Annotated in this window: 17 protein-coding genes; 9 read left to right on the top strand and 8 right to left on the bottom strand. The window is 63.2% G+C overall.

Annotation, left to right across the window (positions count from 1 at the left end):
* Positions 1-80: 80 nt before the first annotated feature.
* The 5 genes from cysK to hrcA form a co-directional block, all read right to left on the bottom strand.
* Positions 81-1,061, bottom strand: coding sequence for a cysteine synthase A (gene cysK / locus NKI01_RS21570; RefSeq protein ID WP_023718844.1), 981 nt, complete (start codon positions 1,059-1,061; stop codon positions 81-83).
* A 165-nt stretch (positions 1,062-1,226) separates the two neighbouring features.
* Positions 1,227-1,844, bottom strand: coding sequence for a LysE family translocator (locus NKI01_RS21565; protein WP_023718843.1), 618 nt, complete (start codon positions 1,842-1,844; stop codon positions 1,227-1,229).
* Positions 1,845-1,931: 87 nt separating this feature from the next.
* The gene (locus tag NKI01_RS21560; protein WP_352592301.1) at positions 1,932-3,284 is read right to left on the bottom strand and encodes a PQQ-dependent sugar dehydrogenase; all 1,353 of its coding nucleotides are present in this window, start codon (positions 3,282-3,284) and stop codon (positions 1,932-1,934) included.
* 101 nt (positions 3,285-3,385) lie between these two features.
* Complete coding sequence (locus NKI01_RS21555) at positions 3,386-3,583, bottom strand: hypothetical protein (protein ID WP_023718841.1); 198 nt, start codon at positions 3,581-3,583, stop codon at positions 3,386-3,388.
* A gap of 33 nt (positions 3,584-3,616) precedes the next feature.
* Positions 3,617-4,729 carry a heat-inducible transcriptional repressor HrcA gene (hrcA, locus tag NKI01_RS21550; protein WP_352481369.1) on the bottom strand — a complete coding sequence of 371 codons (1,113 nt, stop codon included), beginning with the start codon at positions 4,727-4,729 and terminating at the stop codon, positions 3,617-3,619.
* Positions 4,730-4,861: 132 nt separating this feature from the next.
* On the opposite strand from hrcA, the gene rph reads away from it, so the two are divergent.
* The 5 genes from rph to NKI01_RS21525 are packed head-to-tail and all read left to right on the top strand — an operon-like array spanning position 4,862 to position 8,185.
* Complete coding sequence (gene rph, locus NKI01_RS21545; RefSeq protein ID WP_023718839.1) at positions 4,862-5,578, top strand: ribonuclease PH; 717 nt, start codon at positions 4,862-4,864, stop codon at positions 5,576-5,578.
* A 33-nt stretch (positions 5,579-5,611) separates the two neighbouring features.
* Entirely contained in the window at positions 5,612-6,022 is a 411-nt protein-coding gene (locus NKI01_RS21540) for a VOC family protein (protein ID WP_023718838.1), read from the top strand.
* Positions 6,022-6,699 (top strand): RdgB/HAM1 family non-canonical purine NTP pyrophosphatase, encoded by a 678-nt coding sequence (rdgB, locus tag NKI01_RS21535; RefSeq protein ID WP_023718837.1) that lies wholly within the window; start codon positions 6,022-6,024, stop codon positions 6,697-6,699. Before NKI01_RS21540 ends, rdgB begins: the two co-directional genes overlap by 1 nt.
* On the top strand, positions 6,696-7,859 hold the full coding sequence (gene hemW, locus NKI01_RS21530; RefSeq protein WP_023718836.1) for a radical SAM family heme chaperone HemW: 1,164 nt from the start codon (positions 6,696-6,698) through the stop codon (positions 7,857-7,859). The genes rdgB and hemW overlap by 4 nt, the downstream gene beginning before the upstream one ends.
* 5 nt (positions 7,860-7,864) lie before the next feature.
* The gene (locus tag NKI01_RS21525; RefSeq protein WP_352495439.1) at positions 7,865-8,185 is read left to right on the top strand and encodes a low molecular weight protein tyrosine phosphatase family protein; all 321 of its coding nucleotides are present in this window, start codon (positions 7,865-7,867) and stop codon (positions 8,183-8,185) included.
* 190 nt (positions 8,186-8,375) lie between these two features.
* Here the strand turns inward: NKI01_RS21525 and NKI01_RS21520 are convergent, their stop codons facing one another.
* The gene (locus tag NKI01_RS21520; RefSeq protein WP_023718834.1) at positions 8,376-8,564 is read right to left on the bottom strand and encodes a hypothetical protein; all 189 of its coding nucleotides are present in this window, start codon (positions 8,562-8,564) and stop codon (positions 8,376-8,378) included.
* A gap of 7 nt (positions 8,565-8,571) precedes the next feature.
* A complete protein-coding gene (locus NKI01_RS21515; protein ID WP_023718833.1) occupies positions 8,572-8,754 on the bottom strand; it encodes a hypothetical protein in 183 nt (60 codons plus the stop codon).
* A 175-nt stretch (positions 8,755-8,929) separates the two neighbouring features.
* Between NKI01_RS21515 and rsmI the strand changes: the two genes are divergently transcribed.
* The 4 genes from rsmI to NKI01_RS21495 all read left to right on the top strand — a co-directional run bounded on the left by rsmI (position 8,930) and on the right by NKI01_RS21495 (position 11,800).
* Positions 8,930-9,856 (top strand): 16S rRNA (cytidine(1402)-2'-O)-methyltransferase, encoded by a 927-nt coding sequence (rsmI, locus tag NKI01_RS21510; RefSeq protein WP_352495438.1) that lies wholly within the window; start codon positions 8,930-8,932, stop codon positions 9,854-9,856.
* Positions 9,849-10,226 carry a YraN family protein gene (locus NKI01_RS21505; protein WP_023718831.1) on the top strand — a complete coding sequence of 126 codons (378 nt, stop codon included), beginning with the start codon at positions 9,849-9,851 and terminating at the stop codon, positions 10,224-10,226. Before rsmI ends, NKI01_RS21505 begins: the two co-directional genes overlap by 8 nt.
* Before the next feature lie 294 nt (positions 10,227-10,520).
* The gene (locus NKI01_RS21500; RefSeq protein WP_023718830.1) at positions 10,521-11,480 is read left to right on the top strand and encodes a complex I NDUFA9 subunit family protein; all 960 of its coding nucleotides are present in this window, start codon (positions 10,521-10,523) and stop codon (positions 11,478-11,480) included.
* Positions 11,481-11,524: 44 nt separating this feature from the next.
* A complete protein-coding gene (locus NKI01_RS21495) occupies positions 11,525-11,800 on the top strand; it encodes a metallothionein (protein ID WP_352495436.1) in 276 nt (91 codons plus the stop codon).
* A gap of 115 nt (positions 11,801-11,915) precedes the next feature.
* Here the strand turns inward: NKI01_RS21495 and NKI01_RS21490 are convergent, their stop codons facing one another.
* Positions 11,916-13,151 (bottom strand): flavin-containing monooxygenase, encoded by a 1,236-nt coding sequence (locus tag NKI01_RS21490; protein ID WP_352592275.1) that lies wholly within the window; start codon positions 13,149-13,151, stop codon positions 11,916-11,918.
* Positions 13,152-13,165 lie beyond the last annotated feature (14 nt).

The raw sequence follows: 13,165 nt of genomic DNA, 5'->3' as shown, positions 1-13,165 counted from the left end.
AGCGTCGAAACAGAACTTTTTATGCCGGAGGGGCAGCGCGAAGGATCGCTACGAACCGGCCAAAAACTCCTGTCCAGACTCTAAGCACCCAATCCCTCGAATAGGATCGTGGAGAGATAGCGCTCGGCGAAGGAGGGGATGACGACGACGAGGTTCTTGCCCTTGTTCTCCGGCCGCGAGCCGACGACGATCGCCGCCTGCAGGGCGGCACCCGACGAGATGCCGACCGGTACACCTTCGAGACGGGCGACGAGCCGTGCATTGGCGACCGAATCCTCGTTCGAGACCTTGACGATCTCGTCGTAGATCGTCGTGTCGAGGATTTTTGGTGCGAAGCCGGCGCCAATGCCCTGGATCTTGTGCGGGCCGGGTTGGCCGCCGGACAGTACCGGCGAGGCCTCCGGCTCGACGGCGACGACATGCACCGAGGGCTTGCGCTTCTTCAGCACCTGGCCGACGCCGGTGATGGTGCCGCCGGTTCCAATGCCGGCAACGAAGATATCGACTTCGCCATGGGTGTCGTTCCAGATTTCCTCGGCTGTGGTGCGGCGATGGATTTCCGGATTGGCCGGGTTCTCGAATTGTTGCGGAATGACGGCATCGGGCAGCGTCGCGGCCAGCTCGTCGGCCTTGGCGATGGCGCCCTTCATGCCTTTCGGCCCTTCGGTCAGCACCAGCTCGGCGCCGAGCAGCGCCAGCATTTTGCGGCGCTCGACCGACATGGTTTCCGGCATCGTCAGGATCAGCTTGTAGCCTTTGGCGGCGGCGGCAAAGGCGAGCGCGATGCCGGTATTGCCCGAGGTCGGCTCGATAAGCGTGGTCTTGCCGGGCGTAATCCTCCCAGAAGCCTCCAGTGCCTCGATCATCGACACGCCGATGCGGTCCTTGACCGAGGCGATCGGGTTGAAGAATTCGAGCTTGGCCAGCAGATTGGCGACGACACCCTTCTCCCTGGCGAATTTGTCGAGCCGCACCAACGGCGTGTCGCCGATCGTCTCGGTGATCGAATTGTAGATGCGGCCGCGGCCGGGCACGTGTGTGGGGGTGGCGGGCTTGTTCATTGATTTTCCTCCCAGAGGTCAAGCGGCAAGAGTCGGGCGGGCATAAGATAGAGCCATCCGCCGCGCAAGATAGGCTGTCGATCGAAAATATCCGAGTGAAGTTCGTGCCGAATGCCCTCGCCTTGGAAAGGCGTGACAATTCCTGGCCGGCTTGGCGAAAGAGGTCTATTGGCGGGCGGCGATAGCTGCCGCCGCCCCGATCATGAAACCGGCGGCGGTGCGGTTGAGTGCCCTCAGCGCCCGCGGCGACTTCAGGAACCAGCGCGCTTTGGCCGCGAGCGCCAGATAAGGCACCAGCACCACAAGCAGGACGACGATCGTGAGCGCAACTAGGATGCCGTAATCGGCCAGCGTGATCGTCTTCAGATCGACGATGGTCGGGGTGATGGCTAGATAGAAGATCATCGTCTTCGGATTGCCGAGCGTGACGGCGAGACCGGCTACAAAGCTGGATGCCAAGCCGCCCTTGCCTTTCTTCGCCTCCACCGTCTCGGGCGTGATGCCGTTCGTCCAGAAACGCCAGCCAAGAAAAGCGAGGTAGGCGACGCCCAGCCATTTGATGATCAGAAAGATCATGCCAAAGGTCTGTGCGACGAAAGCGAGGCCGAGCACCACGGCCGTGAGATACGTCAGGTCGCCGAGCATCAGCCCGAAGGACATGGCCAGCGACGAGCGGAAGCCGGAACCCAGCGCACGCGCAACGAGTGCGGTGACGCCGGGGCCGGGGATGGCTGCGGCGATGCCGAGGGCAGCACTATAGGCGAGGAACCCGGTGAGCGTCATGATTCGCTCTTGTCGCACAATGTGGAAGTTGGGTGAATTCCCTCGGCCCGGATTCGATTGCGCCAGCGCAGCAGGCGACACCGCCGTTCAAGAGCGGCCGTCTTCGTAGGTAACGCGCCAGATGGTGCCGTTGCCGTCCTCGGTGACGATCAGCGAGCCGTCCTTGGCGATGGCGATACCGACCGGGCGGCCCCAGACGGCGTCGTTCGAGATAACGAGGCCGGTCATGAAGTCCTCATATTCGCCGGTCGGCTTGCCATCCCTGAATTTGAGCCTCACCACCTTGTAGCCGGTCCTGGCGCCACGGTTCCACGAACCATGCATGGTGACGAAGGCGTCACCCTGATAATCCGCCGGAAAGTTGTTGCCGTCGTAGAAGGCTATGTTCATCGGCGCCGAATGCGCCTGCATCAGCACGTCGGGGACAGTGGCCTTGCCGGCGAGGTCGGGCCGCTCGCCCTGATGGCGCGGATCCTCGTGATTGCCGATGTAGTACCAAGGCCAACCATAGAATCCGCCGTCCTTGACTGCAGTTGCAAATTCGAACGGCACATTGTCGCCGAGTTCGTCGCGCTCATTGACGACGCACCACAATGCGCCGGTGGCGGGCTGCACGGTCATGCCCGTACAGTTGCGCAGGCCGGTGGCGACAGTTCGGGGATTTTTCCCATCCGGGTCGAAGGCGAGCACATCGGCACGGCCGTCCTCGGAGCCCCAGGCCGCACCGAGCGGCTTTGAGTTCACCCAGGCGTCCAAGCCATCATCCGGCTCCTCCATGTCCTCGCCGACGTTCGACGCGGAGCCAACCGACAGATAAAGCGTCTTGCCGTCCGGCGAGAAGGCGATGTCGCGGGTCGTGTGACCACCCGACGGGATTTCCGCGACAATGGTTTCTGGTTTGCCGGATGCCTTCAGGTCGCCGTCGCGATAAGGAAAGCGGACGATGCTGTCGCTGTTTGCGACATAGACCCATTGCGGCTTGTCTCCTGGCGGATAGAAGGCGATGCCGTAGGGATAACTGAGCCCCTTGGCGAAGATCGCTTTCTCGATGGGCTTGGCGCTGTCCTCGGCGAGACGGTAGACACGTATCTGGTCGGCATGGCTGTTGGCAACGAACAGGTCGCCATTCGGAGCGACGCGCACGACGCGCGGATTGACGATGCCGGATGCGATCAGTTCGGCCGAAAAGCCCGGCGGCAAATCTGGCTTGGCGCTTTCGGGCCGTTCCGCCACGCCGGCGCCGTTCGAAGCGGATTGGGCGGGATCGGCTGGCGGCATGTCTTGCGCCCCGATCAGGCGGCGGGTGCCAGGCCTGTCGGCGTGCCAATCGCCAAAAGCGGCTTCGCCTTTGAGCACCTTCTGATCCGCCTGCTGGGCGGCTGCCGGTGTCGCAACAAGGAGAGCAGCGGCAATGGCCGCAAAGCCGCCAGATCGGATCATCAACGTCCTCCGGGATTCGCCTCGAAAAGGGCAAACGGGATGAGGCATTGGTCGTTCCAAGCGGCCGTCCAGCACACGAGGATTTGAAGCCGAACCCCGATTCACTTGCCGGCGGCGTAGAAATCGTCGTCGAGGCGCTTTTCCAGCGCGACCAGATCGGCCGGCAGCGGCAAGCCCATGGCCCGCATCTCTTGCAGCTTCTCGCGCAACTGCTCTTGCACCTCGTGCTGATCCTCTGGCTGGTTGATCATTTCTTCGAGCAGCAGGCTGATCTGGGCCTTGAACGATTCCAGCGCCATTCTTTTTCTCCTTGCGGCAGGCCGCGGCGGCTCCTAGCGCAGCATGCGCGAAATCAGCTGCGCGGTATAGTCGACCATCGGTACTATGCGCGCATAATTCAGCCGCGTCGGCCCGATGACGCCGAGCGCACCGACGACGCGGGCGTCCTTGTCGCGATAGGGTGCCACCACCAGTGATGAGCCCGACAGAGAAAACAGCTTGTTTTCCGAACCGATGAAGATGCGCACGCCCGGGCCCTCCTCGGCGAGGTCGAGGAGCTGGATCAGTCCGTCCTGGGTTTCGAGATCCTCGAAGAGATGCCGCAGCAATTCGATGTCGGCCTGGGCAGTGACGTTTTCCAGGAGATTGGCGCGGCCGCGCACGATAAGCCGCCCAGGCACCCCGCTTTCGGCGCCTGCCCAGACCGCCAGGCCCTTCTCGACCAGATCCTGTGAAAGCGTATCGAGGGCTGCCCTGGTCTCTTCCTTGATGCGGGCGATCTCGACCCGCGCTTCGGCCAGGGTGCGGCCGCGAATATGGGCGTTGAGGAAATTGGAGGCTTCGTGCAATTGCGAGACGGTGATGCCGGCGGGCAGATCGACGACGCGATTTTCGACGTCGCCGTTCTGCGAGACCAGCACGGCCAACGCCTTGGTCGGCTCGAGCTGGATGAATTCGATGTGCTTCAGCGCCACCTCGTTCTTGGCGGCGAGCACAAGGCCGGCGCCGCGCGACATGCCGGACAGCATCTGGCTGGCCTCGGTCAGCATATGCTCCAGCGTCGCGCCCGAGCCGGAGGCGCGCACCTGCGCCTCGATGGTGCGGCGCTCCTCGTCGGAGAGGTCACCGAGTTCCATGAACGCATCGACGAAGAAGCGCAGGCCAGCCTGGGTCGGCAGACGGCCGGCCGAAATATGCGGCGCATAGATCAGGCCGAGATGCTCGAGGTCGCTCATCACGTTGCGGATGGTGGCCGGCGATAGCGACGACGGCAGGATGCGCGACAGGCTGCGCGAGCCGACCGGCTCGCCATCCCTCAGATAAGAATCGACGATGCGCCGGAAGATGTCGCGCGAACGCATGTCGAGCGATTGAAGCGCGGGCGATTGCAGCGCGTGCGACGGGAGCACGTGCGATTGCGAACCGGGATCGACTGCCTTGGTCATTTCGAGCCAAAAACCTCCGGCCCGAAGATATAGACTTCCGCGGCGTCGGCGCAACCGGTCCATTTTCCTTTGCGCCTCACGCCCCGTGCGGCTACAAGCCGGCCAAGATCCCGAAGAAAGAAAGAAGCCTGAATGCGCCCTTCCAAACGCCAGTTCGACGAAATGCGCCCCATCTCCTTCGAGCGCGGCGTCTCCAAGCATGCGGAAGGCTCGTGCCTGGTGAAGTTCGGCGACACGCATGTGCTGTGCACGGCCAGCCTGGAGGAAAAGGTGCCGGGTTGGATGCGCAACTCCGGTAAGGGCTGGGTGACGGCGGAATACGGCATGCTGCCGCGTTCGACCGGCGAGCGCATGCGCCGCGAGGCTTCGGCCGGCAAACAAGGCGGCCGCACGCTGGAGATCCAGCGGCTGATCGGCCGCTCCCTGCGCGCCGTGGTCGATCTGCAGGCGCTCGGCGAGCAGCAGATCACCGTCGACTGTGATGTGATCCAGGCCGATGGCGGCACGCGCACCGCTTCGATCACCGGCGGCTGGGTGGCGCTTTACGATTGCCTGCGCTGGATGGAAGCCCGCCAAATGGCGAGCCTGGGCAAGGTGCTGAAGGATCACGTTGCGGCGATCTCCTGCGGCATCCATGATGGTCAGCCGGTCATCGACCTTGACTATATCGAGGATTCCTCGGCCGGAACCGACGCCAATTTCGTCATGACCGGCAAGGGCGGCATCGTCGAGATCCAGGGCACGGCCGAGGGCGAACCGTTCTCGGAAGAGCAGTTCGCGGCCTTGATGGGGCTGGCCAAGAAAGGCATTCAGCGCCTGGTCAGCCTGCAGCAGATGGCGGTGGACTGATCTTCAGGTTATGACGATGAGGGTGACGATCCTGTGACTCCTTCCGCAATCCTGGAATCAGCACTCTACGTGACGGATCTCGCTGCCGCGGAACGGTTCTATTCGGGCGTCCTCGGGCTCGATCCGCTCGGCAAGGTCGAGGGCAGGCATCTCTTCTTCCGCTGCGGCGACGGCGTGCTGCTTATCTTCAATGCCGAGGCGACGAAAGTGCCGCCGCCGGCCGACGCCAGGCTGCCAGTGCCGCCGCATGGCGCCGTCGGCGAGGGCCATCTCTGTTTCGCCGCAAGCGCCGACGAGATCGTGCGCTGGAAAGCGCACCTGGAAGCAAAGAGCATCGCCATCGAAAGCGAGTTCGAGTGGCCGCAAGGCGGCCGCTCGATCTATATTCGCGACCCCTCGGGCAATTCGATCGAATTCGCCGAGCCAAGAATCTGGGGCATCTGATGCATTCGCAGACTGTTCATTCGCCAATTGTTCATTCGCTTGATGGGCATAAGATCGTCGTCGCAAGCCACAATGCCGGCAAATTGCGCGAATTCGCCGATCTGATGGCGCCGTTCGGCATAGAAGCGAGGTCCGCCAAGGAATACGGCTTGCCGGAACCGGACGAGACCGGCACCACTTTCGAGGAGAACGCGCTCATAAAAGCCTTGGCCGCTGCCAAGGCCACTGGATTGCCGGCGCTGTCGGACGATTCCGGCCTATGTGTCGATGCGCTCGACGGCGCACCCGGCGTCTACACTGCCAACTGGGCCGAGACGCCGGACGGCCCCCGCGACTTCGGCATGGCCATGCAGCGCACGGAAGTGGCCTTGCAGGAAGTTGGCGCGATCGCGCCTGCTCAGCGCAAGGGCCGCTTTGTCGCGGTCATCTGCCTAGCCTTTCCCGACGGCCAGGCTGAATATTTTCGCGGCGAGGTCGAAGGTACGCTGGTATGGCCGCCGCGCGGCGAACTCGGCTTCGGCTACGACCCGGTGTTCTTGCCCAACGGGTTCGAAAAAACCTTCGGCGAGATGACCGCTGAGGAAAAACATGGCTGGAAGCCGGGCCAGCCGACAGCATTGTCGCACCGCGCCCGCGCCTTCCAGAAATTCGCGCAAGCCCGATTGGCCGCGGCATGACCATGCTGCTCGACCGCAGCCCGGGTTTTGGCGTCTACATCCACTGGCCGTTCTGCGCGGCCAAGTGCCCCTATTGCGACTTCAACAGCCATGTCCGCCACCAGCCGGTCGACCAGGAGCGTTTTGCGCGCGCCTTCGAGGCCGAGTTGGCGACCATGCGCGGCCGCACCGGGCCGCGCGAGGTGACAAGCATCTTTCTCGGTGGCGGTACGCCGTCGCTGATGAAGCCGCAGACCGTGGCGGCGGTGCTGGATGCCGTGGCGAAGAACTGGACGGTACCAGATGGCATCGAGGTGACGCTGGAGGCCAATCCTTCCTCGGTCGAGGCCGAGCGCTTTCGCGGCTATCGCGCGGCGGGCGTCAACCGGGTGTCGCTTGGCGTGCAGGCGCTGAACGACAAGGATCTGCGCTTTCTCGGCCGTTTGCACAATGTCGATGAGGCCCTGCATGCGATCGGCCTGGCGCGCGAGATTTTCCCACGGTTGTCCTTCGACCTGATCTACGCGCGGCCGGACCAGACGCCTGAAGCGTGGCAGACGGAACTCGAGCAGGCGATCGGCCACGCCGCCGACCATCTGTCGCTGTACCAGCTGACCATCGAGGAAGGCACGCCGTTCCATGCACTGCATGCAGCAAGGAAATTCATCATTCCAGACAACGATGTTGCCGCCGATCTCTATGCGTTGACGCAGGAGATCACCGCCGCGCACGGACTGCCGGCCTACGAGATTTCCAACCACGCCAGGCCCGGCGCTGAAAGCCGGCACAATCTCACCTACTGGCGCTATGGCGAATATGTCGGCGTCGGTCCCGGCGCGCATGGCCGTTTCGTCGAGAGCGGGCGGCGCGTGGTGACAATCGCCGAGAAAATGCCGGAGACCTGGGCCAATCTGGTCGAGGCCAAGGGCCATGGCGTCACCGGCGGCGAGATCCTGACGCGATCGGAAGAAGCCGACGAGTTCCTGCTGATGGGGCTGAGGCTGGCGGAAGGCATCGACCTTTCCCGCTACGAGGCGTTTTCCGGGCGCGGCCTGTCGACGGCACGGCTGTCGGTGCTGCAGGACGAAGGCCTGGTGGCGCCGATCGGCAATGCCCGCCTGCGCGCCACGCCGGCCGGCATGATCGTGCTCGATGCCGTCGTGGCGGATCTGGCCAGATAGTACCGGTGAAGAACGTTCTCTTCGTCTGCAGCCAGAATCGCTTGCGCAGCCCGACGGCGGAGCAGGTGTTTTCCGGTCGCAGGGACATCGAGGTCGCTTCGGCCGGCACCAATCACGATACCGACACTCCGTTGACGCACGAACTTGTCGCCTGGGCCGATATCATCTTCGTGATGGAAAAGGCGCACCGCGGCAAACTGCAGCAGAAATTCAGGGCCAGTCTAAGGAAGGCTCGGGTGATCTGCCTCGATATTCCCGACGACTATGAATTCATGGACCCGGAACTGGTCCGGTTGCTGGCGGTGAAGGTATCGCGATATCTCTGAAGGCTGTCGCGCTACTGCGCCTTCGTCATCCTCGGGCTTGACCCGAGGATCCATGCCGCTACCCTTGTCGAAGAATGCTGCGGTAGAATAATTCTGAACTGTCGAAACGCTTGAATATTACGGCATGGATCCGGGTGTCTGCGCCGCGTCGCTGCGCTCCTTGCTCCGTCCCAGGATGACGAAAAGAGGATCAAGCGTCGTGCTTGAAACGACGCTTGCCGCGGTCCTTCTCGGCATGCGCTTCTCCGGAGCGGGTCTGCTTGATCTCGCTCTTGTCGCGCGGGGCAGAATGCTGGTCGCCTGTGGGATGTGATGCTGCGCCATCGCGGGCGCTTTTTGTTTCGAGACGGGTGATGAAAATATCGAAGCGATTGGGCATCGTCCGGTCAGTGCTCCGTCGTGCTGTCGGTTTCGGTTACGGGCTTGCTCTCTGCCAATGGCTGGCGTGCGAGCGGTTTCCTGGCCTCGCCATCCGCGTTGCCACGCAGGCTCTTGTCGCCTGGCGCGGCGAAGCGCTTGCGGCCGGCATAATAGGGTTCGAAAACGTCCTGTATCGTCAGGCTGTCCATCCTGCTCCTCCCGAGATCAGGGTTAAAATTCGCCGGCAACGGTTTCGTTCCCTACTATGGCAAAGGCATGGCGGCCGGTTCACGTCGGGACCCCGTTTGGAACCGGGCGTTTGCAACCCAGGCTTTTGCAACCAGGCGTGAGCCGTGCCAAACAGGGTCGAACGGAGTTGTGCAGGTGACCGGCGAATTGGCCAAACGCAGTTATGTGGTCGGGCAGACCGAGATCGCCGCCCGGCCGCTCGAGCCGGCGCTCTATCTGGTGGCTACGCCGATCGGCAATCTCGCCGACATCACGCTGCGCGCGCTGGAAACGCTCGCCGCCGCAGATATCGTCGCCTGCGAGGACACGCGTGTTTCGCGCGTCCTGCTCGACCGCTACGGCATCCGCCGCCGCACCACCGCCTATCACGAGCACAATGCCGCCGAGGCCGGGCCGAAGCTGATCGCGGCACTGCTGGCCGGGCAGAGCGTAGCGCTGATCTCTGATGCCGGCACACCGCTCATCTCCGATCCCGGCTACCGGCTGGTTGGCGAGGCGCTGGAACGCGGCATTCGTGTCGTGCCGATCCCCGGACCGTCGGCGCCACTTGCCGCTCTGACGGCATCCGGCCTGCCTTCGGACGCCTTTCTGTTTGCCGGCTTCCTGCCGGTGAAGACCGGCCAGCGGCTGACGCGGCTGGAAGCGCTGAAGGCGGTGCCGGCAACGTTGATCTTCTTCGAATCGCCGCGCCGGCTGGCCGAGACGCTCAGTGCCATGGTCGAGGTGCTGGGCGGCGCCCGCAAGGCGGCGATCGGCCGCGAGTTGACCAAGACTTTCGAGGAGATGCGGACCGGCACCCTGCAGTCACTCGCCGGCCATTACGCGGCAGCCGATACGCCTAAGGGCGAAATCGTCATCTGCGTCGGCCCGGCCGATGCGGTCGCTGATGAGCCTGAAGACATCGACCGGCTGCTGCTTTCGCTGGCGGCCGAGATGCCGGCCTCCAAGGCGGCGGCGGAAGCCGCCAAGATGACGGGTGGCCAAAAACAGACGCTCTACCGACGGCTGCTCGACCTCAGGAATGCCGGAAGAGACGGGGCCGGCGGAGACCGCGATGGCTGAACGGCGGAGCGCCAGCCGGCAAAAGGCCTACCGGCGCGGCCATCACGGTGAATGGCTGGCGGCGGCGGCGCTGATGCTGAAGGGCTACCGGATTCTTGCCCGCCGCCACCGTACCAGGTTTGGCGAGATCGACCTGATCGCGCGGCGTGGCGATTTGGTGCTGATCGTCGAGGTCAAGGCACGCCGTACGCTGATCGAGGCGATGGAGGCCGTCGGCCGCGAATCGGAGCGCCGCATCGAAGGCGCGGCCGATTTCTGGCTGTCGCGCCAATCCGACTACGGAAAATTATCGGTGCGCTTCGACATGGTGGCGGTATTGCCGTGGCGCTGGCCGGTGCATGTCGAGAACGTTTTTTACGGGGGGAACTAGGTCATTCCCGAAGTGGGGTCGGTTTTGCCGCGATCTCCGGTTCAGATTCGATTGCCTGTCGTCTCGTCGATGGGAACAAGCAAGTAGCGCCATTTGCCGCCTGGATCATGTGCCGACGCTCACCTGGATTCGCTCAATCGATCGGTTTGTCGACCTGGTCTCCGCCCAGCACTGACTGGAACAAAAGCGTTCCTGCGTTGTTCTCCAACCGTCCTGATGTTCGACGGGCTGGTTCAAATGCCGATCAGGGCAGTCCTCGTGGCAGGCGTGCGAGGACAAGGGATGGCGAGGCAAATGGATCCTGACGATCTCAACCAGGAACGGATCGTCACCGTGTTCGGCGGAACTGGCTTTCTCGGGCGCAGGATCGTGACGCGGCTCCTGGAAAGGGGTTTCACGGTGCGCGCCGCATCTCGCCATCCGGCTCGCGTGGCCCTGGTCTTTTCCTCGATTACAAGGATGCCCGAAGCAGTCGAGGCGGATATATTGGATGCGTCCTCGATTGGGTCGGCCATTACCGGATCACAGGCGGTCGTGAATGCTATCAGTCTTTACGTCGAGCAGGGCGTCCAGACCTTTGAACGCGTCCATGTGAAAGCCGCGGCCGATCTCGCTGCCGTGTCGCGCAAGGTCGAGATCGATCAGTTCGTCCAGATTTCAGGGATCGGCTCCGATCCTCAATCGGATTCGAATTATATAAGGGCACGTGGGCGCGGAGAAGTTGCCGTGGGAAACGCATTTCCCGGCGCTTTCATTGTGCGTCCCGCCGTCATGACAGGACCTGACGACGCTTTCCTCACGACCATTGTGAGGCTGATACGCCTCCTGCCGGTCTATCCGCTGTTCGGCGATGGTGGCACACGGCTTCAGCCGGTCTATGTGGCCGACGTCGCGGAAGCAGTGAGCCGGCTGATCGACGGGCGAAGCCACAAGGGTTCATCCATATTCGAATTCGGGGGCCCGCGTATCTATACCTATAAGGAATTGCTTCGGGAGATCGCCCGACAGCTCGATACGCACGTAAAGCTGATGCCGGTGCCGTTTGCTGTATGGAACGCCTTGGCTGGCGTCGCGGAACTCCTCCCGGCTGCCCCCATAACGCGCAACCAGATCGATCTTATGCGTCAGGATAATGTGGCAGCAATCGACGCGCCGGGCCTGAAGGAACTCGACATCGAGCCGCGGGATATCGACGAGGTGATCCGCGTGATCGAACAGCGCCGTGGCGTAGGCTCGCGCTCGTCTCCGCCTTAGGACGGCCCTCTGATCCTGGCGGGAACCTATCGCCGCGCGACAGGTTGGTCGAGCTTGAAGCCAATGAAAGAAGGAAAAGAACCATGGCCAGATGCGATCAATGCGGGAATGACTACGACAAGGCTTTCAAAGTGACGATGGCCGAGGAGACCTACACATTCGACAGCTTCGAATGCGCGGTCCAGAAACTTGCTCCGACGTGTCCGCATTGCGGATGCCGGATCATCGGACATGGCGTCGAACAGGATGACATCATCTACTGCTGCGCACATTGCGCCGCTGAGGAAGGTGCGAGCGCGCTGACCGATCGCGCGCCTTGATGCACCTCCTTTGGCGTCTCCAGGGCGACCATTCCGAATGACTGCGCCGGCTCATCCCCATATGGCCAGTGCTGTCAGCCCGACGACGACCAGCCGAGGTCCAGACGCGCCGAGGTCAAGGCCGCCGCACCTGGACAAGTCGCTCCACAATGCCAGCCACCTCCTCTGGAATGGCCGGTATGGTGCCCGATTTCCGTGTCGACCCGAAATCGAGGCCGGCGAAAAAGAGACCTGGAACAGCGCCGACGCCATCCTCGTGGACGGGCTGGCCGGCCGCATCGAGCGCGCCAGGAAGCCGGACCCATGAGAAATCGCCGGTGAAACCCGTGCACCAGATCACTGATCTGATGCCGCTCGCCGTCCAGTCGAGGGAGCGGATCGGAGGATCGGGCAAGCGCGGGGCAACCGTCTCGGCTGGATCATCCTCGGCCAGGGGCGCATCGAGGCCGGCGCGCTCAATGTACTCGTCGACCAGGCGCTTGGCATTCGCCGAAACCTCGTCGGCAAATCGCATATGGTCGTCGAGTTCGTCGCCGAAGACGAGGCTGCCATTCTCCACGCCCCTGAAGCGGCCGAGCAGCACCACGCCCTGTGCACTCAGCGATTGCAGGCTGATTGTATGGGTCGCGCCGACCAGCGCGCGGGCCTGCAGCTTGCCGGAGGGGAGGACGAGTTCCTTGCGCGGAACGTCGAGAAAACCGGACAGCGTCAGCCATTTAAGTATGTTGCCCCCGCGGTAGCGCCGCACCCAACGGCCGTTGCGGCTGGTCGCCAAAAAGACCGCACGTCCGGCCACCGCCAGATCCTCGGCGATCTGGCCGCCCGACTGGCCGCTGCCGACCACCAGCACCGCGCCATTCTCGAACTCGGCCGGGTTGCGATAAGCCGAAGAATCGACTTGGCGAACTGCCGCCGGCAAGTCCGCCGACCCTGGTGGCCGGACCTGTCGGTTCTGGTCGCCGGTGGCGATCACCACATTGCGCGCCAGAAGCACGCCACGAGCCGCCGTAGTGACGCGAAAGATCCCATCGTCTCTCGTCAGCTCTTGAACCGGAGTTTGGGTGCTTACCGGCAGGCGGTGCCGCTCGGCATAGCCTTCGAGATACGCGACAAATTCGTGGTGGGTTATCGCGCCCCAGGGCTCCGGCCCCTCGTAGGAATCACCGGGTAAGATGGAGCGAATGGTCGGCGAATTCAGTCGAAACGAATTCCATCGCTGCGTTCGCCACGTTTCGCCGATCCGGCCTCGATCGAGCACACGGTGGTCGCGGCCCTGCCGTTTCAAGAAGTAGCTGACGCCGAGCCCCGCCGGACCGGCGCCAATAACGAGGGCGTCAAGAACTTCGCTCATGCATTCCCCCTGCG

It is taken from the genome of Mesorhizobium sp. M0815, from assembly GCF_040319995.1.
Lineage (GTDB): Bacteria > Pseudomonadota > Alphaproteobacteria > Rhizobiales > Rhizobiaceae > Mesorhizobium.
The sequence above is the reverse complement of the archived record's forward strand: the minus strand, read 5'-3'. Positions and strand labels throughout refer to the sequence as shown.

Bases quoted from the DNA above. Each gene is read 5' to 3' on its own strand.
- NKI01_RS21555 (WP_023718841.1), bottom strand. From the start codon at position 3,583: ATGGCGCTGGAATCGTTCAAGGCCCAGATCAGCCTGCTGCTCGAAGAA.
- hrcA (WP_352481369.1), bottom strand. From the start codon at position 4,729: ATGACCAAGGCAGTCGATCCCGGTTCGCAATCGCACGTGCTCCCGTCG.
- NKI01_RS21515 (WP_023718833.1), bottom strand. From the start codon at position 8,754: ATGGACAGCCTGACGATACAGGACGTTTTCGAACCCTATTATGCCGGC.
- rph (WP_023718839.1), top strand. From the start codon at position 4,862: ATGCGCCCTTCCAAACGCCAGTTCGACGAAATGCGCCCCATCTCCTTC.
- NKI01_RS21520 (WP_023718834.1), bottom strand. From the start codon at position 8,564: ATGCCCAATCGCTTCGATATTTTCATCACCCGTCTCGAAACAAAAAGC.
- NKI01_RS21505 (WP_023718831.1), top strand. From the start codon at position 9,849: ATGGCTGAACGGCGGAGCGCCAGCCGGCAAAAGGCCTACCGGCGCGGC.
- hemW (WP_023718836.1), top strand. From the start codon at position 6,696: ATGACCATGCTGCTCGACCGCAGCCCGGGTTTTGGCGTCTACATCCAC.
- cysK (WP_023718844.1), bottom strand. From the start codon at position 1,061: ATGAACAAGCCCGCCACCCCCACACACGTGCCCGGCCGCGGCCGCATC.
- NKI01_RS21560 (WP_352592301.1), bottom strand. From the start codon at position 3,284: ATGATCCGATCTGGCGGCTTTGCGGCCATTGCCGCTGCTCTCCTTGTT.
- rdgB (WP_023718837.1), top strand. From the start codon at position 6,022: ATGCATTCGCAGACTGTTCATTCGCCAATTGTTCATTCGCTTGATGGG.
- NKI01_RS21565 (WP_023718843.1), bottom strand. From the start codon at position 1,844: ATGACGCTCACCGGGTTCCTCGCCTATAGTGCTGCCCTCGGCATCGCC.
- NKI01_RS21490 (WP_352592275.1), bottom strand. From the start codon at position 13,151: ATGAGCGAAGTTCTTGACGCCCTCGTTATTGGCGCCGGTCCGGCGGGG.
- NKI01_RS21500 (WP_023718830.1), top strand. From the start codon at position 10,521: ATGGATCCTGACGATCTCAACCAGGAACGGATCGTCACCGTGTTCGGC.